Annotated in this window: 20 protein-coding genes; 12 read left to right on the top strand and 8 right to left on the bottom strand. The window is 62.3% G+C overall.

What is annotated here, in order from left to right:
- Positions 1-8 precede the first annotated feature (8 nt).
- The 11 genes from nuoG (at position 9) to CLU88_RS09435 (ending at position 12938) form a co-directional block, all read left to right on the top strand.
- Positions 9-2141 (top strand): NADH-quinone oxidoreductase subunit NuoG, encoded by a 2133-nt coding sequence (nuoG, locus tag CLU88_RS09485; RefSeq protein ID WP_099656378.1) that lies wholly within the window; start codon positions 9-11, stop codon positions 2139-2141.
- Complete coding sequence (gene nuoH / locus CLU88_RS09480; RefSeq protein ID WP_099656377.1) at positions 2138-3214, top strand: NADH-quinone oxidoreductase subunit NuoH; 1077 nt, start codon at positions 2138-2140, stop codon at positions 3212-3214. The genes nuoG and nuoH overlap by 4 nt, the downstream gene beginning before the upstream one ends.
- Before the next feature lie 12 nt (positions 3215-3226).
- The gene (gene nuoI, locus CLU88_RS09475; RefSeq protein ID WP_099656376.1) at positions 3227-3739 is read left to right on the top strand and encodes an NADH-quinone oxidoreductase subunit NuoI; all 513 of its coding nucleotides are present in this window, start codon (positions 3227-3229) and stop codon (positions 3737-3739) included.
- Positions 3740-3789: 50 nt separating this feature from the next.
- Positions 3790-4458, top strand: a complete 669-nt coding sequence (locus tag CLU88_RS09470) for an NADH-quinone oxidoreductase subunit J (protein WP_099656375.1) — start codon at positions 3790-3792, stop codon at positions 4456-4458.
- Positions 4455-4763: an NADH-quinone oxidoreductase subunit NuoK gene (nuoK, locus tag CLU88_RS09465; protein WP_099656374.1), complete on the top strand. Its 309-nt coding sequence runs from the start codon at positions 4455-4457 to the stop codon at positions 4761-4763. Before CLU88_RS09470 ends, nuoK begins: the two co-directional genes overlap by 4 nt.
- 31 nt (positions 4764-4794) lie before the next feature.
- Complete coding sequence (nuoL, locus tag CLU88_RS09460) at positions 4795-6834, top strand: NADH-quinone oxidoreductase subunit L (protein ID WP_099656373.1); 2040 nt, start codon at positions 4795-4797, stop codon at positions 6832-6834.
- 13 nt (positions 6835-6847) lie between these two features.
- On the top strand, positions 6848-8326 hold the full coding sequence (locus CLU88_RS09455) for an NADH-quinone oxidoreductase subunit M (protein WP_099656372.1): 1479 nt from the start codon (positions 6848-6850) through the stop codon (positions 8324-8326).
- 23 nt (positions 8327-8349) lie between these two features.
- Positions 8350-9843 (top strand): NADH-quinone oxidoreductase subunit NuoN, encoded by a 1494-nt coding sequence (nuoN, locus tag CLU88_RS09450; RefSeq protein WP_099656371.1) that lies wholly within the window; start codon positions 8350-8352, stop codon positions 9841-9843.
- Between the two features lie 17 nt (positions 9844-9860).
- Positions 9861-10166: a DUF2818 family protein gene (locus CLU88_RS09445; protein ID WP_099656370.1), complete on the top strand. Its 306-nt coding sequence runs from the start codon at positions 9861-9863 to the stop codon at positions 10164-10166.
- A gap of 29 nt (positions 10167-10195) precedes the next feature.
- Positions 10196-10648 carry a DUF1178 family protein gene (locus CLU88_RS09440; protein ID WP_099656369.1) on the top strand — a complete coding sequence of 151 codons (453 nt, stop codon included), beginning with the start codon at positions 10196-10198 and terminating at the stop codon, positions 10646-10648.
- Between the two features lie 424 nt (positions 10649-11072).
- Positions 11073-12938, top strand: coding sequence for a methyl-accepting chemotaxis protein (locus CLU88_RS09435; protein WP_099656368.1), 1866 nt, complete (start codon positions 11073-11075; stop codon positions 12936-12938).
- A gap of 138 nt (positions 12939-13076) precedes the next feature.
- On the opposite strand, the gene CLU88_RS09430 is transcribed toward CLU88_RS09435, so the two are convergent.
- The 4 genes from CLU88_RS09430 to CLU88_RS09415 form a co-directional block, all read right to left on the bottom strand.
- Entirely contained in the window at positions 13077-14204 is a 1128-nt protein-coding gene (locus tag CLU88_RS09430) for a lipocalin-like domain-containing protein (protein ID WP_369827621.1), read from the bottom strand.
- A gap of 48 nt (positions 14205-14252) precedes the next feature.
- Positions 14253-15308, bottom strand: a complete 1056-nt coding sequence (locus CLU88_RS09425) for a PLP-dependent cysteine synthase family protein (protein ID WP_099658760.1) — start codon at positions 15306-15308, stop codon at positions 14253-14255.
- Positions 15309-15395: 87 nt separating this feature from the next.
- Positions 15396-16424, bottom strand: a complete 1029-nt coding sequence (locus CLU88_RS09420) for a hypothetical protein (protein ID WP_099656366.1) — start codon at positions 16422-16424, stop codon at positions 15396-15398.
- Between the two features lie 307 nt (positions 16425-16731).
- Positions 16732-19446, bottom strand: a complete 2715-nt coding sequence (locus CLU88_RS09415; protein ID WP_099656365.1) for an FtsX-like permease family protein — start codon at positions 19444-19446, stop codon at positions 16732-16734.
- Between the two features lie 243 nt (positions 19447-19689).
- Here CLU88_RS09415 and CLU88_RS09410 point away from each other — a divergent pair, with 243 nt between their 5' ends.
- Positions 19690-20121: an Hsp20/alpha crystallin family protein gene (locus CLU88_RS09410; protein ID WP_099656364.1), complete on the top strand. Its 432-nt coding sequence runs from the start codon at positions 19690-19692 to the stop codon at positions 20119-20121.
- A 214-nt stretch (positions 20122-20335) separates the two neighbouring features.
- Here the strand turns inward: CLU88_RS09410 and CLU88_RS09405 are convergent, their stop codons facing one another.
- From CLU88_RS09405 to CLU88_RS09390, 4 genes are all read right to left on the bottom strand, one after another.
- Positions 20336-21031, bottom strand: a complete 696-nt coding sequence (locus tag CLU88_RS09405) for an ABC transporter ATP-binding protein (protein WP_369827620.1) — start codon at positions 21029-21031, stop codon at positions 20336-20338.
- Between the two features lie 42 nt (positions 21032-21073).
- Positions 21074-22099 carry a tRNA (adenosine(37)-N6)-dimethylallyltransferase MiaA gene (miaA, locus tag CLU88_RS09400; RefSeq protein ID WP_099656363.1) on the bottom strand — a complete coding sequence of 342 codons (1026 nt, stop codon included), beginning with the start codon at positions 22097-22099 and terminating at the stop codon, positions 21074-21076.
- On the bottom strand, positions 22089-23342 hold the full coding sequence (locus CLU88_RS09395; protein ID WP_099656362.1) for a multidrug effflux MFS transporter: 1254 nt from the start codon (positions 23340-23342) through the stop codon (positions 22089-22091). The genes miaA and CLU88_RS09395 overlap by 11 nt, the downstream gene beginning before the upstream one ends.
- Before the next feature lie 68 nt (positions 23343-23410).
- Complete coding sequence (locus CLU88_RS09390; RefSeq protein WP_099656361.1) at positions 23411-24250, bottom strand: alpha/beta hydrolase; 840 nt, start codon at positions 24248-24250, stop codon at positions 23411-23413.
- Positions 24251-24459 lie beyond the last annotated feature (209 nt).

The raw sequence follows: 24459 nt of genomic DNA, 5'->3' as shown, positions 1-24459 counted from the left end.
GAGAACATATGGTTGAAATTGAACTGGACGGTCAGAAAGTAGAAGTCGCCGAAGGCTGCATGGTGATGCATGCTGCCGAGAAGGCGGGTACCTACATTCCCCATTTCTGTTACCACAAGAAGCTTTCCATCGCCGCTAATTGCCGCATGTGCCTGGTGGATGTGGAAAAAGCGCCCAAGCCCATGCCTGCCTGTGCCACACCGGTGACACAAGGCATGATTGTGCGCACCAAGAGCGACAAGGCCATCAAGGCACAGCAGTCGGTCATGGAGTTTTTGCTGATCAATCACCCCCTGGATTGCCCTATCTGTGACCAAGGCGGTGAATGTCAGTTGCAGGATTTGGCTGTGGGTTACGGCGGCTCTTCCTCGCGCTATGAAGAAGAAAAGCGCGTGGTACCGGTCAAGGACGTTGGCCCGCTGATTTCCATGCAGGAAATGAGCCGTTGTATCCATTGCACCCGCTGCGTGCGTTTTGGCCAAGAAGTGGCCGGCGTGATGGAGCTGGGCATGATCCACCGCGGTGAGCATTCCGAGATCACCACGGTCACGGGTGATACGGTAGACTCCGAGTTGTCGGGCAACATGATCGACATCTGCCCTGTCGGCGCTTTGACCAGCAAGCCTTTCCGTTACAGCGCCCGTACATGGGAGCTGTCGCGTCGCCGCTCGGTGAGCCCGCACGACTCGACCGGTTCCAACCTGATTGTCCAGGTCAAGAACCACAAGGTCATGCGTGTTGTGCCCCTGGAGAACGAAGCCGTTAACGAGTGTTGGATTGCCGACCGTGACCGTTTCTCCTATGAAGCGCTGAATGGCGAAGATCGCTTGACCCAGCCCATGCTCAAGCAGGGTGGGGCGTGGAAAGAAGTCGACTGGCAAACTGCGCTCGAGTACGTTGCCAACGGTCTCAAGAACATCAAGAACGATCACGGTGCCAAGAGCATTGGTGCCTTGGTCAGCCCGCATAGCACGCTGGAAGAGTTGTATCTGGCTGGTGCTCTGGTGCGTGGTTTGGGCAGTGACAACATCGATTACCGTCTGCGCAACGCTGAATTTGCTGCACCCGAAGGCATTCGTTGGCTGGGTACTTCTATTGCTTCGTTGTCTACACTGCAACGTGTGTTGGTGGTGGGCTCGAACCTGCGCAAGGACCATCCACTGTTTGCCCAGCGTATTCGCCAGGCTGCACGCCATGGTTGCCAAGTCAGCGCCATCGGCTCCGTGGGCCAGGATTGGGCCATGCCTGTGCAGCCATTCGTTGCACAAAATGCTTCTGAGTGGGTGACCACGCTGGGTGGTATCGCTTTTGCAGTAGCCCAAGAGAAGGGCGTTGCTGCCCCTCAAGGCGCGGTTGCCGCCAGCGACGCCGCGCAAGCCATCGCTCGTTCCCTGCTGGGCGGTGAACGCAAGGCGGTGCTGCTGGGCAACGGCGCTGCACACCATGCGCAAGCCACACAGTTGTTGGCACTCGCCAACTGGATTGCCGACAACACTGGTGCAACGGTGGGTTACCTGACTGAGGCGGCCAACACTGTGGGCGCACAGTTTGCGGGTGCTCACCCTGTCAATGGTGGTCTGAATGCAGCCCAAATGCTCTCCGGTGGTTTGAAGGCTGCAGTGTTGCTCAACACTGAGCCGGTCTATGACTCCGCTGCGGGTGCACAAGCTGCAACCGCTCTGGCTGGTGCTGAGATGGTGGTCACGTTGAGCCCCTTCAAGGCCAATATGGAGTTCAGTGACGTTCTGTTGCCAATTGCCCCGTTCACAGAAACGTCTGGCAGCTTCGTCAATGCCGAAGGTCGCTTGCAAAGTTTCCACGCGGTGGTGCGCCCATTGGGAGACACCCGTCCGGCATGGAAGGTTCTGCGTGTTCTGGCCAATCTGCTGGGCGTGCCCGGTTTCGATTTCGAAACTTCCCAGGACGTGGTGGCCCGCGCTACGAACGCACCTGCGGGTTCGGTCACCCAACTGCCTGCAGCACAACTGTCAAACGCTGTGAAAGCGGTGTCCTGTGCTGCGGCTGTTGTTGGCGAGCCAGTGGTTGCTTCCATTTATCAACTGGACGGCTTGGTGCGCCGTTCCACGTCGCTGCAGCTCACTGCCGACGCACGCATGGCTCGTGAAGGAGTGGCCGCATGATCGACGCGATCTACAACGTGGGCCTGAACCTGCTTTCCTTTGGCTGGTGGACTGGCATGGTCTGGCCGGTACTCTGGATTCTGCTCAAGATCGTTTGCATCTTGGCCCCATTGATGGGCGCTGTGGCGTACCTGACTTTGTGGGAGCGTAAGCTGCTGGGCTTCATGCAGGTGCGCCACGGCCCCAATCGCGTGGGCCCTTTGGGGTTGCTGCAGCCTATTGCAGATGCCTTGAAGTTGCTCACCAAAGAAATCATCCAGCCCACCGCTGCAAGCAAGGGGCTGTTTGTGCTCGGGCCGATCATGGCGATCATGCCCGCTCTGGCTGCATGGGTCGCGATCCCCTTTGGCCCTGATGTTGCCTTGGCCAATGTCAATGCAGGCTTGCTGTTGGTGATGGCCATCACCTCCATTGAGGTGTATGGAGTGATCATTGCAGGCTGGGCATCGAACTCCAAGTACGCCTTCCTGGGTGCTCTGCGTGCTTCGGCCCAAATGGTGAGTTATGAAATCGCGATGGGGTTCTGTTTCCTCGTGGTCATCATGGTGTCCGGCAGCATGAACCTCACCGAGATCGTCATGTCGCAAGCCAAGGGCATGGCTGCAGACAAAGGCCTGACCTTCCTGTCATGGAACTGGTTGCCCCTGTTGCCAATTTTCTTGGTGTACCTGATCTCTGGCGTTGCTGAAACCAACCGTCACCCTTTTGACGTGGTGGAAGGCGAAGCTGAAATCGTGGCCGGTCACATGGTCGAGTATTCGGGCATGGGCTTCGCGATCTTCTTTCTGGCCGAGTACGCCAGCATGTGGTTGGTATCGATCCTTGCTGTACTGATGTTCCTGGGGGGCTGGTTGCCACCTCTGGATATCTTGTCCTTCGTTCCCGGTTGGATCTGGTTGGCAGCCAAGACATTCTTGGTGGTGTCCATGTTCATCTGGATTCGTGCCACGTTCCCGCGCTTCCGTTATGACCAGATCATGCGTTTGGGCTGGAAGATTTTTATCCCAGTCACCTTGGTGTGTCTGGTGATCGTCGGCGGGTGGTTGCTCTCGCCTTGGAATATCTGGAAATAAGCGGGGACACGAATGACTGCTGTTGCTGCTGCTGCGCCTTTTTCGTTCAAAGACTTTTTCAAGAGCTTCATGCTCGTGGAGTTGCTCAAGGGCATGGCCCTGACTGGGCGCTATGCCTTTCGCCGCAAGGTGACCGTGCAGTTCCCAGAAGAGAAAACTCCGCTGTCTCCCCGCTTTCGGGGCTTGCATGCCCTGCGCCGTTATGACAACGGCGAGGAGCGTTGCATTGCCTGCAAGCTATGCGAGGCCGTGTGCCCCGCGATGGCGATCACCATCGAATCCGATGTGCGTGAAGACGGCTCGCGTCGCACCACCCGTTACGACATCGATTTGACCAAGTGCATCTTCTGCGGCTTTTGCGAAGAGAGCTGCCCGGTCGATTCGATTGTGGAAACCCATATCTTTGAATACCACGGTGAGAAGCGTGGTGACCTGTATTTCACGAAGGACATGCTCCTGGCTGTGGGCGACCGGTACGAAGGCGAAATCGCTGCTGCCAAGGCAGCAGATGCCAAATACCGTTGATCGGTGTTGAACTCAGCCTGTTTGCCTGACTTTCTATAAAGACCCGATCCATGGACGCCAAGACTGGTTTCTTCTACCTCTTCTCGGTTGTGCTGCTTTTTGCCGCCTTCCGGGTGATTACCGCGCGCAACCCTGTGCACGCGGTGCTCTATCTCATCCTGGCTTTCTCCCAAGCTGCCGCAGTTTGGTTGCTGCTCAAGGCGGAGTTTTTGGCCATTGCCTTGGTGCTGGTCTATCTCGGCGCTGTGATGGTGCTGTTCTTGTTCGTCGTGATGATGTTGGACATCCATATCGACACCGTGCGAAAAGGCTTTTGGAAACACTTTCCTTTGGCCGCCACGGTCGGCGCGTTGATCGCACTGGAAATGGCTGCGGTGTTGATGGGTGGGTTCCGGGGGCTGGATGAGCCCAAGGTGGCTGCTCCATTGTTGGATGCCGCAGGCCAGGTGGTTCAGTATTCCAACACCAAGACATTGGGCAAGTTGCTCTACACCGAGTACTTGTACCCCGTAGAAATTGCGGCCGTGATTTTGCTGGTGGCCATGATTGCCGCCATTGCCTTGACGCTGCGTCAGCGCAAGGACAGCAAGGCGATCAACCCCTCCGTTCAGGTGCGTGTTCGTGCCCGTGATCGACTTGAGGTGGTGAAGGTTGCCGCCACACAGAAGCCTGCAGAACCTTCGCTGGAAGAAGCCCAGGCTCAGGAGAAAAAAGCATGACGTTGACATTGGGGCACTTTCTATCGCTCGGGGCGATGCTTTTCGCGCTGGCTGTCATTGGTATCTTTTTGAACCGCAAGAATTTGATCGTTTTGCTGATGGCCATTGAGCTGATGCTGCTGGCGGTCAACATGAATTTCGTAGCGTTTTCCCACTATCTGGACGACATGCACGGGCAAGTGTTCGTGTTTTTTATCCTGACAGTGGCAGCTGCTGAATCCGCCATTGGGCTGGCCATTCTGGTGCTGCTGTTCCGCAACAAGTCCAGCATCAACGCAGAAGACCTCAACACCCTCAAGGGTTGATGAGTTACCCGTATTCCCAAGGTTCTCAATAATGAGTCAAACCCTCTCTGCTTCAACGCTCCTGGCCGTCCCGCTGGCCCCGCTGGCGGGTGCTTTGCTGGCAGGCGTTTTCGGCACCACCTTTGGTGGTAACTGGATTGGCCGTCGCCTTAGCCACACCTTGACGATTCTGGGTGTGCTGGTGGCTTTTGTTCTGTCCGCCATGACGCTCAAGAGCGTTGCTCTGGATGGTGCCCGCTTCAATGAAACCCTCTACACCTGGATGGTGGTCGGCGGCTTGAAGATGGAGGTAGGCTTCCTCATTGACAGCCTCACGGCCATGATGATGGTGGTCGTGACGTTTGTTTCGCTGATGGTGCACACCTACACCATCGGCTATATGGAAGAAGACGAAGGCTACAACCGCTTCTTCTCCTACATTTCGCTTTTCACTTTCTCGATGCTCATGCTGGTCATGAGCAACAACCTGCTGCAGCTGTTCTTCGGCTGGGAAGCGGTGGGCCTGGTCTCTTATCTGCTGATCGGGTTCTGGTTCAACAAGCCCACGGCGATCTTCGCCAACATGAAGGCTTTCCTGGTCAACCGCGTGGGTGACTTCGGCTTTATTTTGGGTATCGGCCTGATCGCGGCCTACACCGGAACGCTGAATTACGGCGAGATTTTTGCCAAATCGGGTGAATTCGGTGGTCTGGCATTTCCCGGTACCGACTGGATGCTGATCACCGTGATTTGCATCTGCCTTTTCATCGGCGCGATGGGCAAGTCCGCACAATTCCCACTGCACGTGTGGCTGCCTGATTCGATGGAAGGCCCGACCCCCATCTCGGCGCTGATCCACGCAGCGACCATGGTGACCGCAGGCATCTTCATGGTGTCGCGCATGTCGCCGCTGTTCGAGCTGTCGGACACGGCACTCAACTTCATTCTGATCATCGGCTCCATCACTGCCCTGTTCATGGGCTTCCTGGGCATCATCCAGAACGATATCAAGCGCGTGGTGGCGTACTCCACGCTGTCGCAGCTGGGCTACATGACGGTGGCTCTGGGTGCCTCGGCCTATTCGGTGGCTGTGTTCCACCTGATGACCCATGCGTTCTTCAAGGCGCTGCTGTTCCTTGGCGCTGGCTCGGTCATCATGGGCATGCACCACAACCAGGACATCCGCTGGATGGGTGGCGTGCGCAAGTACATGCCGATCACCTGGATTACTTCGTTGCTGGGTTCGTTGGCGTTGATCGGTACCCCTCTGTTCGCGGGCTTCTATTCCAAGGACAGCATCATTGAGGCGGTGCACTTCAGCCATCTGCCTGCCGCGCACTTTGCACACTTTGCTGTGCTGGCCGGTGTGTTTGTGACGGCGTTCTATTCGTTCCGCATGTACTTCCTGGTTTTCCATGGCAAGGAACGTTTTGACCAGAACCCCGACGCGCACCACGGCGATCACCATGGGCATGGTCACGACGACCACCATGAACCACACGAGTCGCCTTGGGTGGTGACTGTGCCTCTGGTGCTGTTGGCCATTCCGTCGGTGATTGTCGGTTTCCTGTTCATTCAGCCGATGCTGTTTGGCGACTTCTTCAAGAACGTGATTTTTGTGGACGCTGCAAAGCATCCTGCGATGGCCAAGCTGGGTGAGATATTCCACGGGCCTGTGGCCATGGCTGTGCACGGTCTGCAAACGGCACCTTTCTGGCTGGCATTTGCGGGCGTCGCCTTGTCTTACTACATGTACATGGTCAACCCAGCGCTTCCTGCAGGCATCAAGGCACGTGTTCAGCCGCTGTACCGTTTGCTGGAAAACAAGTACTACCTGGACTGGATCAATGAAAACATCCTGGCCCGTGGCGCCCGTGCGTTGGGCACAGGGCTCTGGAAGGTGGGCGACCAAGCCATCATCGACGGCGGTGTGGTCAACGGCTCCTGGAAACTCGTCGGTGCTGTGTCCGGCGTGATCCGCTGGATGCAATCCGGTTTCATCTTCCATTACGCCTTGGTGATGATTTTGGGTGTCTTCGCGCTGATGACCTGGTTTGTCTGGGGCGACTTCTTCATGCAGCTCATCAAGTAAGGAAAAAAACAAAATGAGTTCGTTGTTGAGTCTCGCAATCTGGACCCCTGTTGTCTTTGGGGTCGTGTTGCTCGCCCTGGGGCGAGATGAGCATGCCCGCGCGGTGCGCTGGATTGCACTGGTGGGTGCCGTGGTTGGCTTTTTGGTCACGCTGCCCCTGTATGGCGGATTTGAGACGGGCACTGCAGCCATGCAGTTCGTCGAGAAGGCTGCCTGGATTGAGCGTTTCAATATCCACTACCACCTGGGTGTGGACGGCATCTCTTTCTGGTTTGTTCCTCTGACTGCCTTCATCACGGTGATCGTGGTTCTGGCGTCGTGGGAGTCGATCACAGAGCGCGTGAACCAGTACATGGGCGCCTTCCTGATTTTGTCGGGCCTGATGATTGGTGTGTTCACGGCACTCGATGGCATGCTGTTCTACGTGTTCTTCGAGGCCACGCTGATCCCCATGTACCTGATCATCGGTATCTGGGGCGGCCCCAACAAGATCTACGCAGCGTTCAAGTTTTTCCTTTACACGCTGATGGGCTCTTTGCTCATGTTGATTGCGCTGATCTACCTGTACAACCAGTCGGGTGGCAGCTTTGACATCGCTTCTTGGCACAAGCTGCCTTTGGGCAGCACCGCGCAGACCTTGCTTTTCTTTGCCTTCTTCGCGGCATTTGCCGTGAAGGTGCCTATGTGGCCCGTGCACACTTGGCTGCCTGATGTTCACGTGGAAGCGCCAACGGGCGGCTCTGCTGTGCTGGCTGCCATCATGCTCAAGCTGGGTGCCTACGGTTTCTTGCGTTTTTCTCTGCCTATCGCCCCTGATGCCTCGCGCGAATGGGCTTGGCTGATGATCGGTTTGTCTCTGGTGGCCGTGATCTACGTGGGTCTGGTGGCCATGGTGCAAAAGGACATGAAGAAGCTGGTGGCTTACTCGTCCGTTGCCCACATGGGGTTTGTCACACTGGGCTTCTTCATCTTCAATGACCTGGGCGTGTCCGGCGGTTTGGTGCAGATGATTGCCCACGGGTTTGTGTCGGGCGCGATGTTCCTGTCGATCGGCGTGTTGTACGACCGCGTGCATTCCCGTGAGATCGCTGCCTACGGCGGTGTGGTCAACACCATGCCCAACTTCACCGCATTTGCACTGCTGTTTGCGATGGCCAATTGCGGATTGCCTGGAACCGCTGGTTTCGTGGGCGAATGGATGGTCATTCTGGGCGCCGTGAAGGCCAACTTCTGGGTGGGTCTTGCCGCTGCCACGGCGTTGATCTTTGGTGCTGCCTACACACTGTGGATGTTCAAGCGCGTCTACCTGGGCCCTGTGGGCAACAGCCATGTGAAGGAGTTGACGGACATCGGTAGCCGTGAGTTCTTGGTGCTGGCGCTTTTGGCCATTGCCGTGCTGGCTATGGGCCTGTACCCCCGTCCGTTCACGGATGTGATGGACGCTTCGGTGGCTGAACTGCTCAAGCACGTGGCCTTGCAAAAGCTGAACTGACCGACAGAACTGAGAGATTTGAGATGATTGACAACATCAGCTGGCTTGCGGTCTACCCAGAGATCGTGCTTCTTGTGATGGCCTGCGTGATTGCGCTGGTCGATCTGGGGGTGAACAGCCCACGGCGTACTGCGACCTACGTGCTGACCATGCTCACTTTGGCCGTGGTGGCTGCCTTGGAAGGTGTTTACGCCAGCAGTGGCAACACCTTCTACGGCTTTGGCAACATGGTGGTCAGCGATGCCATGGGCAATTGGCTCAAGTGTTTTGCCACCATTGCAGTCATGGTCACACTGGTATACGGCCGCCCTTACGCCGCAGACCGCGACATGCTGCGTGGTGGTGAGATGTTCACGCTCTCCATGTTTGCCTTGCTGGGCATGTTCATCATGATCTCCGGCAACAACTTCCTGGTGATCTATCTGGGCTTGGAGTTGTTGACCCTGTCCAGCTACGCCCTGGTGGCTTTGCGTCGCGACAACGCGACGGCCACAGAAGCGGCCATGAAGTACTTCGTTTTGGGTGCGATGGCCAGTGGTTTCTTGCTGTACGGCCTGTCCATGCTTTACGGCGCTACCGGTTCTTTGGACATCGGCCAAGTGTTCAAGGCGGTGCTTTCGGGCCAAATCAAGCACCAGGTGCTGGTCTTCGGTCTGGTGTTCGTGGTGGCTGGCCTTGCTTTCAAGCTGGGTGTGGTGCCTTTTCACATGTGGATCCCTGACGTTTACCAAGGTGCTCCTACCGCCGTCACTCTCATGATTGGTGGCGCGCCCAAGTTGGCTGCTTTCGCCATCACCATGCGTCTGTTGGTGGATGGCCTGTTGCCCCTGGCGATCGATTGGCAGCAAATGCTCGCTGTGTTGGCGATTGGCTCCTTGCTGGTCGGTAACCTCGCGGCGATTGCGCAAACCAACCTCAAGCGCATGCTGGCTTACTCCACCATTTCACAAATGGGCTTTGTGCTGCTGGGTCTGTTGTCGGGCGTGATCAATGGCCAAGTGAACTCGGCAGTGGCTGAGAACGCTTACAGCGCCTCGATGTTCTACGTCATCACCTATGTGCTGACCACCCTGGCCACCTTCGGTGTCATCCTGCTCTTGGCCCGCGAAGGCTTTGAAAGCGAAGAGATTTCCGATCTGGCTGGATTGAACCAACGCAGCCCCTTGTATGCCGGCGTGATGGCCGTGTGCCTGTTCTCCATGGCTGGTATCCCGCCCATGGTGGGCTTCTACGCCAAGCTCTCTGTGCTGCAGTCTCTGCTGGCATCGGGCCAAAATCTGTACATCGCCTTGGCCGTGTTTGCCGTCATGATGTCGCTGATTGGTGCCTTCTATTACCTGCGCGTGGTCAAGGTGATGTACTTTGACGCGCCTCTCACCGCGACCCATGTGTCCGCTCCAGTAGACGTCCGTGTGGTGCTGACGATCAATGGCGCCTTGGTGCTGGTGTTGGGTCTATTGCCCGGCGGGCTGATGACGCTGTGCGCCAACGCCATCGTGCGTGCGCTCGCGACTTGATCCGGAATTTTTGACCCGTGTCTCAAACAGGCGCCATCTGGTTGGTGATTTTCGCGGCGTTGGTTGCGGCCAACCTGCCGTTTCTGAGCCAGCGGCTGGCGCTGGTGGGGCCCGTGGCAAAGCCTCACAAAGCCCTGTTCGTTCGACTGCTGGAGCTGGTGGCGCTGTATTTCATCGTGGGTGGCTGTGCCATGCTGCTGGAGCGCCGTGCAGGCCAGAATGCGCCGCAGGGTTGGGAGTTCTACGCCATCACGGGTACGTTGTTCGTCACGTTGGCATTCCCCGGGTTCATCTACCGCTACCTTGTGCGCCGTCGCGGTTGAGTGCCTGATCCTCGCGCAAGCTTGCCGCCATGAAGGTGCTTGATCTGCAGTGCCGTAGCGAACATGTCTTTGAAGGCTGGTTTGCATCGGAAGAAGACTTTCAGTCTCAGCTCCAGAGGGGGTTGGTGCAGTGCCCTCTGTGTGGTGATGGCCAAGTACACAAGCGCCTGAGTGCCCCGCGTTTGAACTTAGGCGCAACGCCGCCCGGGCCTTCGGCCCTCAGTCAATCAGCGCCCCTGCCTGAATCCCCAGCACACCCCCCGCAACAACTCGCCACCTGGCTGCAGCAAGCCCGGCGCATGGTGGCAGAGTCTGAAGATGTGGGCTCTCGCTTCGCCGAAGAGGCTCGCAAAATCCATGCGGGTGATGCCGATGAGCGTGCCATTCGCGGGCAAGCCACGCTGCAGGAAACCGTGCAATTGCTGGACGAAGGCATTGCCGTGCTTCCCCTTCCGCCTGTCCTGAAAGAGCCCTTGCAGTAGTTGCCTCTTTCGGGGCGGGTGCAGCAGCCATGGCTCGCACGGACCAAGGCGCAGGTCAATTTGCAGTGGCGAGTTGCATCGATCCATGCCGGATAAACCGATGCTGTGGTGGCCAGCCTTGGTGGGTAACGATGCTGGCGGCTTCATGTACGGCGCCCTCAGGCGGCCCAATTTTCTCCATTGCCGTTCCATCTCCAATACCCCAAAGCAAAAGAGGGCTATGCAGTGCATTGCATAGGCAAAACTGCGCTTGCTGGGCTTGCAATCTGCAGGAGATCGCCTGTTTTTACGGGCCAGTACTTTCCCGTAGCTAGTGCATACTTTGTTGCGAACTAGCCACCATGTGGGCCGTTACCGAAAATTTGCGCCACCTGTGAAACGGCTGGCAGATAATTTTCAAATACTTACATTCAAGGCGCCCCACATGTTTCAAACACTGCGTGCACGGCTGATTGCCATTTGCGTTGCGATCACGGTGTTTTCACTCCTTACGCTGGCGCTGGCCACTTTTGTGGTGGTTCGCAAAGACACCTTGAACGGCATTGACGACCGTGTGGGCCAGCTCACCCGATCCCATGCCAACGAACTGGCGGAGTGGGTGCGAGAGAAGCAGCGCATCACCAGCTCATTGAAACTGGCCGTGGGCCAGGCAGAGCCGGTGCCATTTTTGCTGGCCGCCAAGCAGGCTGGGGCGTTTGACGACACGTATTTTGTCTACGCCGACAAACGCAACATCTTTGCCCACCCCATGCCCGATGGCTACGACGGAACGGCCCGCCCTTGGTACAAGCAGGCTGTGCAAACCGGGGGGCCGGCCTTGACCCCGGCCTACGTGGATGCAAGCACGGGCAAGCTCACCATCAGCTTTGTCGAGCCCGTGGGGCCCACCGGGCAACCCACAGCCGTGGTCGGTACCGACATGCACCTGGACACTGTGACCAAGAAGGTCGCCGCCATCCGTCCTATCTCCAAAAGCTTTGCGTTCCTGATTGACGGCGAAGGCAAGCTGCTGGCGCACCCCAAGGCCGACCTCTCGCTCAAGCCCGCATCCGACATTGCCAAAGGCGTGGACGCCGCTTTGTTGACCAAGCTGGCCGCTGACAGTGCCCGCGCCGATGTGCTGATCGATGGCGCCGACCAGATGCTGTATGCCGCCAAGGTCGAGGGCACGCCCTGGACGCTGGCGATTGCGATTGACCGCGCCGAGGCCACGCACGGCGTCACCGTCATGCTGCAGATTGCCGCCGTCATCACCGTGCTGAGTGTGCTGGTGGCCGTTGCCCTGCTGACGGTGGCGGTCAGCCGCCAGCTGCGCCGCCTGGGCCTGGTGAGCGATGCCTTGCGCGACATTGCCTCGGGCGAGGGTGACCTGACCCGCCGTTTGGCCACCGAGGGCAATGACGAGCTGGCCACCATCGCCGCCTCGTTCAACCAGTTTGTGGACAAGATCGCCAAGGTGCTGGTGAGCATCCGCGAGTCGTCCGAGTCCGTGCGACTGGCTTCCACCGAGATTGCCAGCGGCAACCACGACCTGTCAGCGCGCACCGAACAACAGGCAGGCTCCCTCGAAGAAACCGCCGCAGCCATGGAGCAGCTGACCGCCACCGTGCAGCAAAACGCTGCCAATGCTCGCCAAGCCAACGACCTGGCCACCGGCGCATCGCAGGTCGCATCGCACGCCAGCACCGTGGTGGGGCAGGTGGTGCAGACCATGGGAGGCATCGATGCTTCTGCCCGCAAGATCGTGGACATCATTGGCGTCATTGATGGCATTGCCTTCCAGACCAACATCCTGGCCCTGAACGCCGCCGTCGAGGCAGCCCGCGCTGGTGAGCAAGGGCGCGGCTTCGCGGTGGTGGCCTCTGAAGTGCGCACGCTGGCCCAGCGCAGCGCCACGGCCGCCAAGGAGATCAAGGAGCTGATCAGCGAATCGGCCTCGCAAGTGGATGCGGGCAGCAAGCTGGTGCAAGAGGCCGGCGCCACCATGGACAAGGTGGTGGAAAGCGTGCGCAAGGTCACTACCATCGTGGCCGACATCAGCCTGGCCAGCCAGGAGCAAAGCACCGGCATTGCCGAAATTGGCAGCGCCGTCACGCTGATGGACCAGTCCACCCAGCAGAACGCCGCTTTGGTCGAAGAGGCCACGGCCGCCGCCCAATCGCTGCAGCACCAAGCGGTGGCGCTGGCCGATGCCGTGGCAGGCTTCAAGCTCGACCACGGTGGCGCGGCTGCATGGGGTGGCAGCGCATCGCCCCAGCGGGGTCAGGCCTTGGCGCTGTCCAGGGACTGAATCGCAGCCTGATTCATTCGGCTAAATGCCACCCCAAAGAGCCTGCGGCCACCCGCCGCAGGCTCTTTTCCATTGAAATCGGTCAGTGGCTCGTTGGGGGCGGGGGCCATAGCGCTCCACCGCACCCCAGCCCTGCGTTCACAGCCGCATGGCCCGGGTGTACCCCGTCATCTCCAGATACCCACGCCCCGCCACGTTGCCATTGGCGTGCAACAGGTCTGACAAACCCTCCCAATACACCGCCCCGGTCGATGCGCTGCTGTCCAGCTCCTGCGCGTCCAACACGGCTGTGACGGTGTAGGCGCCCACGGGGGTTTGCACCTCCCACTGCACGGCGTAGCGGGCGCCTCTCTCGGGGCTGCTCCACCAGCGCAGTGGGCGCCAGGTCACCTCGGTGGCGGTGAACACGCGGGGGGCCTGGCCCACGGCCCTGAACGACCCACCCGCCCACAGCGCCGTGCCATCGGCCCGCCGCAGCCTGAAGGCCGTGAGCGCGCTGCCGTCCAGCAGGTTCATGCCGATCCAGTCCCAGCCCACGGCATCGTCGGCCAGCAGGGCCTCGCTCCACTCATGGTCCATCCAGGCGCGGGCGGGCTGAGTGGTGTCGATGGGCAGGGTGCGCCCGTCCAGCACCAGGCGGCCGCTTACCGCCAGTTGGGGCTGGCTGTAGTAGTAGCTGGCCTGCGCCGCCTGCGGCCCTTTGCGCGACAGCCCTTGTTGGCCCTGCAACAGCAAGGGCTGGGTGGCGTCAAACTGCAGCTGCAGGCCAAAGTGCTCGCCCACCACCTGGGTGGTGTAGCGGCTGGTGGCTGTGTCGGGCTTCCCCCGCGCCGTGTCCTGCCGCTGCAGGCTCCAGTCCCGCAGCCGCACGGCGGTATCGGCCTCGCTGGCCTCTGCCACCCCAAACCCGGCCCGCGCCATGCGCTGGTCGTGCAGCAAGCGGCGGCCCTGCACATCGGTCACGGCCGCATGGGCAAACAGCAGCTGCTTGGCCGCAAAGGCCGACTGCATGGCCTGCGTGGCATCCATGCGCGATCGGAAAAACGTCACCTGAAACCCGAACGGACGCCCCCCGGCCGTGGCGTAGCCGGTGATGTACCACCACTCGGTGCGCAGCTCGGGGTGGCTGCCATGGTCACGCGGAAACTGCAGCGCGCGCGCAGGCAGTGCCTGGGCGATGGGGCCAGCCCCCGCACCCATTGCACCCAGCGCCCAGGCCAGCCACCTGCGGCGCGAGAAGGCCCGCACCATTGCGGGTGCTGGCATGGGTGGCAGCGCACGCATCGGCATCAGGTTCGTTCGCCGTTGCGCCGATCAATCCAGCAGTGCCGCAATGCGCGCCTGCGCCTCGGTGCAGTCACCCATCGTGCCCGACACCCAGTCGCAGTTGTAGTACGTAGGCAAATAGCGCTCGCCCGCATCGCACAGCAGCGACAAGATGGAGCCGCTTTCGCCCCGCTCCCGCATCCCATGCGCCAGCGTGAGCATGGCCACAAAGTTGGTGCCGGTCGATGGCCCCACGCGCCGCCCCAGCCGTTGCGACAGCACCCGCATGGCCGCTACGGAATCCACATCCGCCACATCCACCATGCGGTCTACCAGCGTGCGGACAAAGCTGGGCTCCACCCGTGGGCGGCCAATGCCCTCGATGCGTGAGCCCGGGGCTGTCAGGCTGGCATCGCCCGTGCGGTGGTAGGCGCTGAAAACCGAGCCCGCCGGGTCGGCCACGCACACCTGCGTGGCGTGCCGCTGGTAGCGCACATAGCGGCCAATGGTGGCGCTGGTGCCGCCCGTGCCTGCGCCCACCACAATCCAGCGCGGCACCGGGTGCCGCTCGCGCGCCATCTGGGTGAACATGCTCTCGGCAATGTTGTTGTTGCCCCGCCAGTCGGTGGCCCGCTCGGCATAGGTGAACTGGTCCATGTAATGCCCGCCCGTCTCCGCCGCAATGGCGCGGGCCTCTTCATACACCTGGCCCGCGCTGCCCACCAGATGGCAGCGCCCACCGTGAAACTCGATCTGCGCAATCTTCTCGGGCGAGGTGCTGCGCGGCATCACCGCCACAAACGGCAAGCCCAGCAGCCGCGCAAAGTAGGCCTCGCTCACTGCGGTGGAGCCGCTGGATGCCTCCACCACCGTCGATCCCTCATGCAGCCACCCATTGCACAGCGCATACAAAAACAGCGACCGCGCCAGCCGGTGCTTGAGGCTGCCCGTGGGGTGCGTGGATTCGTCCTTGAGGTACAGGTCAATGCCGTGGGCGGCGAAGGTAGGCAGGCGCAGCGGGATCAGGTGGGTATCGGCACTGCGCTGGTAGTCGGCTTCGATGCGGGCGATGGCTTCGTGGAGCCAGGGGGAGGAAGGGTGCATGTGCGGATTGTCGTGCAACCAAGTGCGCGTGACCGTCAACGGGGCAGCGGCTCTCGGTTCGAAATAGGCATCATTCAAATGCAGCGTTCAGTGCTTGGCGTTCGGAAGCGTGGATTGATGCAGAACCACGGTGACGTATTGACGCTCTTCACCATCGTCATACTTGATGAAACGTAGGTCTTTAATGACAACCGGCACCGGCTTGCCACCGAATTGAGGCGGCGTTAGATCCAGCGACAAGTGGCTTTCTAAGATATCCACAAACTCGTCATATCCTATGTTGACTTCGTGATCGATGAAGATATTCGTTATGACTGCGATCCACTTATTTTCTTTGGTATAGGCTAGGAGGGAGTTTGGTCTGCCGGAAGTAAAACCTCTTGCGAGGTAAAGCGTCTCTCCCTTCTTTAGGCCGCGAAGATCCGCTGCGAAGGTGTCGTCTGACTCCCAGAATCCTTCTAACTCTAGCGCATTTTTTTTCTGCAGCTCGTTATCAAGCACTTCGATGGCACGCTCAAATCGTGTCTCGTCCTCGGCATCTTCATCAAGCTTTAGTGAAGGTGGCAAGGCATCCTTCAATTCGTTGATTTTTGGGCTGATGTCGGTCACGTCTTCAGTGATGCGAAGGTTGTCTAGATAGTCACGCTCAAACTTGTCAGAAGTTTTGCGCAATGAGCGCAGTTTCTCGATTTCCTTTGTGATGTGAATCTCGTCGCCGATCACGTCGCCCCAATCCGCCACGGAGGAGTTAACAGCGTCTTGGGCGCTAATCAGACTGATCATCACGGCTTGCGCGCTACTGGAGTTAGATATTGCCCCCTGTCCTTTCTGCGACAGAACAAGTCGCTGCGCTCGTCCGAGCGCACGCTCAATTTCCTTAATTCTGCGGAACGCTGCTATTGCAAATTTCTTCTGAGATTCCCGAAAGCTCTTCTCGCTTGAGAGAACGGTAAGAATCCAAGAAACGGCAATTGAGAAGACAAACTGTAAGGTTGCGAAAAGCGCAGTTTCTGTCTTTGTCGCATTTTCGGCGGTGGCGACCTGCAGTATTAATAAAAATACAACCGCAAACGCACAGGCCAAAGCGGCGATGAACTTTAGGCGATTCGAATCCACTGTTACTCCTAGTGTTTCTAACGTAAGGTGTCCCGAAAAACATCAGGGCAAACTAGAACGTGAGCGGCCTGAGTGTGCAAGGTTTGACCTGATCAAATGCTCATATGTAAAGGTTTCACAAAACAGGCAGGCTTCACGTAGACAAACTATAGCGTTTTAGCAGGAACAAATCGGGCTCTCCGATAACATATTCGGACTTTGAAAAAATGGGTGGTGAATCGATGACTGCACTGTGTTTTCCGCAGTTGGCTTCGTGCTCTCAGCGTCGATCAATACTCACGGTTGGACGTAGCACCCCGCCATCTCGCTACCAATCCTCCTTCACCGCCATCACCGCATCCCTCCCCGCCGCTGCCCGCCCAGCCAGCCACGCAGTCACCGTCCCCGACACCACCACCGCAGCGCACAGCGCCCACAACCGCGGCGCAGGGATGTTCATCTCCATCGTCCAGTGAAAGCTCTGCGGGTTGACCACGTGCACCAGCACCACGGACACGGCCAGGCCCAGCAGTACGCCGGCGATGGCGCCAATGCCCGTCCACGCTGCGCCTTCGCCTGCCACCACGGCCAGGATCTGGCGGCGGGTGAGGCCTAGGTTGGCGAGCAGGCCGAACTCTTTGCGGCGCGCCAGCACCTGGGCGCTGAAGCTGGCGGCTACGCCGAAGAGGCCGATGCCGATGGCCACGGCCTGCAGCCAGTAGGTGACGGCGAAGCTGCGGTCAAAGATTTGCAGGGAGCGTTCGCGGATGGATTGGGCGGAGACAAATTCGATGAGGCTGGGGGATGGGCTGGCCGCGCCGTTGGGGTGGTCGCTGCTTGTGCCGTTTTGGCGCGCTCCATCGGCTGCTGCGGATGAGGCTTGGGGCGATGTGTCGGACCTTTCCCCTGGGGGCGCAACGGGTGGCGAAACCGATGGCTGGGCTAGGCGGCGAATGTTCGCCTGCAGCACGGCCAAGTCCACCCCCTCGGCAGGCCACAGGGCCAGGTCGCTGATGCGGGTGTCGCCCGTCAGGCGCTGGTAGGCGGCGCTATCCAGGGTGATGGCCCCGGTCTGGCGCACATAGTCACGCCACACACCTGCTATGAAAAACGTAGCTGCTTGCGCTGGTATATCAGTCGCTACAGGCATAAAAGCCTTTGAAAGATCGGGCCACGCCTGGCCGGGGCGCACGCCATACAGGTCCACCACCGCTTCGCTCACATACACGCCGATCTGCCCCGCGGGCACGGGAAGGGCGGGGCCGGTGAGGGGCAGCACCTGGGCGGGGTCGCTGCCCAGCGGGCGGCTCAGCACGGTGAGGGCGGGGCGGGCGGCGCTCAGCTGCAGGGGGCTGGTGCGCAGGGGCGATACCTTGTCCACGCCGGGCAGGCGGGCCACCGCTTCGGCAAAGCCGGGGGGCAGCAGGGCGGCGTCGCCACCCGCGGCTTGCAGGGCCGAGCGCACGTACAGCGGCGAGGGCAGCACCGCGTCCAGCCACTGGATGACCGAGCCGCGAAAGCTGGCCACCATCACCGTCAGCGCCACGGCCAAGCTCAGGCTGGCCACCACGCCGCCCACGGCAATGGCGGCGGTGCCACGCATGCGGCGGGCGCGCTCCAGCGCCAGCAGGGTGAGCGGGTGGCGCACGGCCAGCGGCTGCAGGCGCTGCAGCAGCCAGGCCACGCCCCAGGGCAGCAGCGCAATGCCGCCCACCAGCAGCAGGCCAATCGCTACATAGGCCGCCAGTGGAATGCCAAAAACGGGCGGAAGCGCCGCCAATAAAGCGCTGGCAGCTATCAAAACCATACCAACCCAGCCCCGCCCAGCGCGCCCGCTGGCACTGCCCATGCCTTTGAGGGTCTGGGCCGGGGGCAGGGCCTGCGCGGCGCGGGCGGGCCACCAGCCGCCTGCCACCGCAGCGGCCACGCCCAGGCTGCCGTACAGCAGGGCGGCGCTCAAGCTCCACTGCAGGCGGGGCTGCACCCCGGCAAAGTAGCCACCGCCCAGGTCACCGCCTAGCAACTGCAGCGCCGCGCTGGCCAGGGCCGTGCCCAGCGCCAGCCCGGCCAGGCTGCCCACCACGCCCAGCAGGGCCGATTCGGCCAGCACCAGCGCCAGCCGCTGGCGCGGCGTGGCACCCAGCACGGCCAGCAGCGCAAACTGCGGCCCGCGCTGCGCCACGCTGAGGGCCAGCACCGAGAACACGAGGAAGGCCCCGGTGAACAGCGCCACCAGCGCCAGCACCGTCAGGTTGACGCGGTACGCGCGCGAGAGGTTGCTCACCCGCTGCGCGGCGTCGCCCGGCTCTGCCAGCGTGGCCTGGGCGGGCCAGCCGGGCAGGGCTTGCAGCGCAGGCATGACGGCGCTGCGGTCGGTGCCGGGCTGCAGTTGCAGGTCGATGCGGGTGAGGTGGCCCACGCGGCCCAGCAGGTCTTGCGCGGCGCCAATGTCCATCACCGCCAGTGGGGCGCCCGGCGCACTCACGGTGCCTGCCACCTGCACGGTCAGGGTTTGCAGGCCGGTCTGCAATTGCAGGCTGGGGCGGGGCTGGGTGCCCTCGGGCGGCACGCCCAGTGCCTGCAGGGCGGCGGGGTTGAGGTAGACGGTGGCGGGGGCAAAGAGCGCATCGCGCGCAGCGCCTTCCCACGTGCGGGGCATGAGGGCCGGGGCCATGGCGGGCAGCAGCAGGGCGTCGGCCCCCAGCAGGCGCAGGGGGATGGAGGCATTGCCTGGGGCCTGTGCCGCAGGGCGGGCCATGGCCGTGGCTTCCAGCACAGGGTTGGCGCGGGCCACGTCGGGGTGGTTGGCGATCTGGGCAAACAGGTCTTCGCCCAGCGTGCCCTGCATGGCGCGCACTTCCAGATCGGGCTGGCCGTTGACGGCGCGCACGGCCTGCGAAAACTCGTCCAGCGCTGATGCGTTGATGACGTGCACGGCAAACGCCAGCGCCACGCCCAGCATGACGGCAGCCACGGCGGCGGCGCTGCGCCAGGGGTGGTGGCGCAGGTCTTGCCACGAGAAGGTGCGAAGCAGTGCGAGCATGTGGGCATTGTGCCGCCGGGGTGGGGCTGGGCGAGCGGCGGGGGCCCTTTGAGGAGGATCAAAAGCCTTCTCGCTACCTCTTGAAATGGCGGAGGGCGCGCCGTAATTTGCGAGAGGTGAGTGCGTGAAGGCGTGCTGTGATCTTTGGGATGCCTTGCCGCACTCTGTGGTCTGGCGCGCATGCGGGGCTCAGCCCATGCGCCAGGAGGTTTGTTTCACTGACTTTCTTCAAGGAGCATCACCATGAGTTCTCTGATTCCCCGTGGCGGCAGTTTGCTGGACGAGTTCTTCAAAGATGTGGCGCCGGGCTTTTACGTGCGCCCGCTGCACGGCGACGGCCTGCCCTCGCCTGCACAGATCAAAGTGGATGTGAAAGAGTCAGACGGCGGCTACACCGTGCACGCCGAGGTGCCGGGTGTGGCCAAGGAGGACATCCATGTCTCGCTCGAAGGCAACGTGGTGAGCCTGCGTGCCGAGGTGCGCCAGCACGATGCGCAAAAGGATGGCGAAAAGCTGCTGCGGTCTGAGCGTTACTTTGGCTCGGTGGCCCGCAGCTTTGCACTGCCTGCTGACGTGGACGCCAGCCAGGCCAAGGCCAAGTACGACAACGGGGTGTTGACGCTGACCCTGCCCAAGAAGCAGGCGAGCAACGCGCAGCGGCTGCATATTGAGTAAGGGAGGGTGGGGTGAGGGCCCTGGCTTCGGCGGGCTCAGCCTGAACGGGTAGGTTGCTGTGTAGGTCGGGTTAGCGCAGCGTAACCCGACGCCCATACGGCTGAGCGCGGTGGGGGCGTGCTGTGAACGCGGCGTGCCCTGTGGGTGTCGGGTTACGCCCTTGCGGGCTAACCCGACCTACGAGGTCTGGGGGCGTGCAACGGCGTCGATGGGCTCAGCCCACCATGCCGCTGGCCGTCAGTCGCAGCACCCGGTCGGCCCGGGCTGCGGCGGCATCGGAGTGGGTGACCAGCACCAGCGATGCGCCGTGCTCGCGGGTCTGGGCCAGCAGCAGGTCCATGACCAACGCCGCCGTGGTGGGGTCGAGGTTGCCGGTGGGTTCGTCGGCCAGCAGCAGGCCGGGGCGGTGCACCAGGGCGCGGGCGATGGCCACGCGCTGCAGTTGCCCGCCGCTCAGTTGCTGCGGCAGGCGGTTGCCCAGCGTGCCCAGGCCCACGGCATCGAGCATGCGCTGCACGCGGGCGGGGTTGGCTTGGCCCAGCAGCATCAGCGGCAGGGCCACGTTCTGCGCCACGTCCAGGTGCGGCAGCACATGGAAGGCCTGGAACACAAAGCCCACATGGGCGCGCCGCCACAGGGCGCGGGCGGTGTCGTCCAGGTCCGCCAGGCGGGTGTGGGTGCCACCCTGGGCGGTGTAGGTGATGTTGCCTTCGTCCCATTGGTCCAGCCCGGCCAGGCAGTTGAGCAGGGTGGATTTGCCCACGCCCGAATCACCCACGATGGCCACAAACTCACCGGGCGCCACGCTGAAGTCCACCTGCGAAAACACCGGCGTGCTGCCGTAGTGCTTGCCCAGGTGTTGCACGCGCAGGGTGGCGGGGGTGGTGTCGCTAGCGGTGTGGGCCATCATGGGGTTGTGCGGCGCGTGGCGTTGACGCTGGCGCGCAGGCCGTCAAGCGGCGGCGGGGTTGGGGTTGGTTTTGGGGGACTGGGGCTGGTCCAGCCGCTGCAGCACGGCCTGCACCAGCGAGGCCACGGCGGTGGGGTGGTCGCAGGCGATGGCGTGGCGCTCGGGCATGCTGCGCAGCCAGGTCACCTGGCGCTTGGCCAGCTGGCGCGTGGCGACGATGCCGCGCTCGCGGAAGTGGGCGATGTTCAGCGGCGCGTCGGGGCCTTTGCGGGCCTGGTAGTCCAGCTCGTCCCACGCTTGCCGGTAGCCCACGCAGCGCATCGATGGCAGGTCGGCATGCAGGTCGCCGCGTGCGCGCAGGGCGCGCACCTCGTCCATAAAGCCTGCGGCCAGCATGGCGTCAAACCGCTGGGCTATGCGCTCGTGCAGCCAGGCACGGTTGTCGGGTTCTAAAGAAAAAAGGGCTGTAGCGCTTGCTGCGCTTGCGCTGGCAGCTCCTTTTTTTGTAGTGTGAAAGCTCGACAGCGGCTGGCCCGACACATGCCACACCTCCAGCGCACGCTGGATGCGCTGGCTGTCGCCCGGCGCCAGGCGCGCGGCGGTGGTGGGGTCTACCTTGGCCAGCTCGGCGTGCATGCCGGGCCAGCCAATGGCCTGGGCCTGGGCTTCGAGCTGGGCGCGCACCTCGGGGTCGGCGGCGGGCATGTCGTCAATGCCGTCGATCAGCGCCTTGAAGTACAGCATGGTGCCGCCCACCAGCAGGGGCAGGGCACCGCGTGCGCGGATCTCGGCGATGAGGCGGGTGGCGTCTTGCACAAACTCGGCGGCGCTGTAGGCCTGCAGCGGGTCGCGAATGTCGATGAGGTGGTGGGGCACGGCGGCACGCTCTGCCGCCGTGGGCTTGGCGGTGCCAATGTCCATGCCCCGGTAGACCAGGGCCGAGTCCACGCTGATGATCTCGACCGGCATGCGCCGCCCCAGCACCGCTGCCAGGGCCAGCGCCCCGGCGGTTTTGCCCGAGGCGGTGGGGCCTGCCAGCGCAATGTTGGGCAGGTGTTCAGGCAGCATGTCGCGGTTCTCCAAATTTTTGTACCAAAGTCCAGGACGTGGTGCCCAGCACCACCGACCAAAACAGCACGCCGTAGATCAGCGGCCAGATGGTGCCGTTGAGGTGGGCGCCAATCCAGCCGCCCGTGGCAAAGGCGGCCAGCATCATCACAAAACCATTGAGGGCCGAGGCCACACCCGCCGCCTGCGGAAACGGCCCGACCGAGCCCGTTTGCCCGCAGGGCTGGTGGATGCCGTGGCCCAGCATGAACAGGTAAAACGGCGCCAGCAGTGCCACGGGCTGGTGCCAGCCCGCCAGTGCCACCAGTGCCATGCCGCAGCCCCCCAGCAGGCTCATGCCCCCGGCCACCGCCACGGTGCGGCGCAGCCCCAGGCGCGCGAGCAGATAGCGGCACAAGAAGGTGCCCACAAAATACGCCGCGCTGGTGGACAGCAGCATCCAGCCATATTCGGTGCGCGTGAGCTGCAGCACCTCGATGAACACAAACGACGATGCGGCCAAAAAGGTGAACAGCCCGCCATAGGTGGCGCTGGTGAGCAGCGAAAACGCCCAGAACGTGGGGTGCCCCAGCACCTGCCGCCAGGTGCGCAGCAGGGTGGCGGGCTGCAGTGCCTGCGGGTTTTTGTGCTGCACGGTTTCGGGCATGCGCAGGGCCACCAGGGCCAGCGTGCCCACGGCGTAGGCCGTGAGGGCCAGCAGCGCGGCGCGCCAGCCCAGCCACTGCGCCAGCATGCCGCCCAGCGGCGCGCACAGGCAGGCCACCACGCCCAGCCCCGTCAGGGCTTTGGACATGGCGCGTGCCCCGGTCAGCGGCGTGTACAGGTCGCGCACGATGGCGCGGGCGCACATCACCACGGCGCCCATGGCCGCGCCTTGCAGCACGCGCCACACGATCAGCATGCCCATGCTGGGCGCCAGGGCGCTGGCCACCGAGGCGGCGGTGTAAATGCCCAGGCCCGCCAGCAGCACCGGGCGGCGGCCAAAGCGGTCAGACAGCGGGCCCCACACCAGTTGCGAGCAGCCAAAGGCCAGCAGCAGCGCGCTGAGCGTGAGCTGGCCTGCGGCCACGGTGGCCCCCAGGTCGCGGGTGAGGGCGGGCAGCGCGGGCAGGTACAGGTCGGTGGTGACGGGCTGAATGCTCAGCAGCAGGGCCAGCACCAGAATGGCCAGGCCGGGGGTGGGCGAAGGCGGCGTGGCAGGCGTGAGCGGCGCAGCGCCTGCGGTGGCAGAAGGGGCAGACATAACCGGCTGAGGGTACCAGATGGGGAGGCTGGAGAATCCCTCTGCGGACGGGTGGATGCCCGCTCGATTCAGGGGGCTTTGATCTGAAACAGCGAGGCCAGCGCCTGCCGGTATTGCCCCTGGCCCACGGCGTTGGTGTTGTGGTGCGAGCCGCCTTCGACCAGGATGAACTGCTTGGGCTCCTGGGCGGCTTCAAACAGCTTGCGGCCCAGTGCGGGCTGGATGAGGGTGTCCTCGCTGCCGTGCACCACCAGCAGGGGCGAGCCAATGTCTGCCACCTTGCGCACCGATTCAAAGCGCTGGGTGATGAGGGGCGACACCGGCAGCCAGCCCCAACGGAAGGTGCTCACCACATCGGCGATGCTGGTGAAGGTGCCCTCCACCAGGGTGCCCCGTTCGTCGTCCACACTGCGGGCCAGCTCGATGGCGATGGCGCCACCCAGCGAGTGGCCGAAGATGTAGCGGGGCGCATCGGGGTGCTGCTGCGCCAGCCACTGCCAGGCGGCGCGGGCGTCTTCGGCAGCGGTCACCTCGGAGGGCAGGCCCGCGCTGCTTTTGCCAAAGCCCCGGTAGTCAATCGCCAGCACCGAAAAGCCCAGCTCGTGCATGCGCCTTATGCGGCCAGACGAGCCCGCCACGTTCCAGCGTGCGCCGTGCAGGTACAGCAGCACGGGCGCGCCGGCGCGCGGCTGCGGCATCCACAGGCTGTGCAGGCGCTCGGCCCGGCCGGTGGTGGTCGATTGGAATTCGATCCACATGTCCTGCATGTCTTCGGTGGACTGGGCGCCGCCCCAGCTGCGGTCGCTGGGCTGGAAGATCCATTCGCGCTGCTTGGCGTCCAGCGTGGCGCAACCAGCGGTGATGGTCACGGCGGCGGCCAGGGCGATGAAGAGGGGCGTGCGTCTCATGAAAGCGACTGAGTCGGCCCGGGGGCAGAAAGTTCTGCCACGAAGGTTCTCAGGACCAGCCGTGTAGGTCGGGTTAGCGCAGCGTAACCCGACGTCAGTGCTGCGCGCCCTGTGGGCGTCGGGTTACGCCCTTGCGGGCTAACCCGACCTACGCGGTTTGGGGGGCGCCCTGGCCTCGACAGGCTCAGCCCGAACGGGTATTGCGGGCT

The sequence above is a fragment of the Acidovorax sp. 56 genome (assembly GCF_002749705.1).
Classification (GTDB): Bacteria; Pseudomonadota; Gammaproteobacteria; order Burkholderiales; family Burkholderiaceae_C; genus Acidovorax.
The sequence above is the reverse complement of the archived record's forward strand: the minus strand, read 5'-3'. Positions and strand labels throughout refer to the sequence as shown.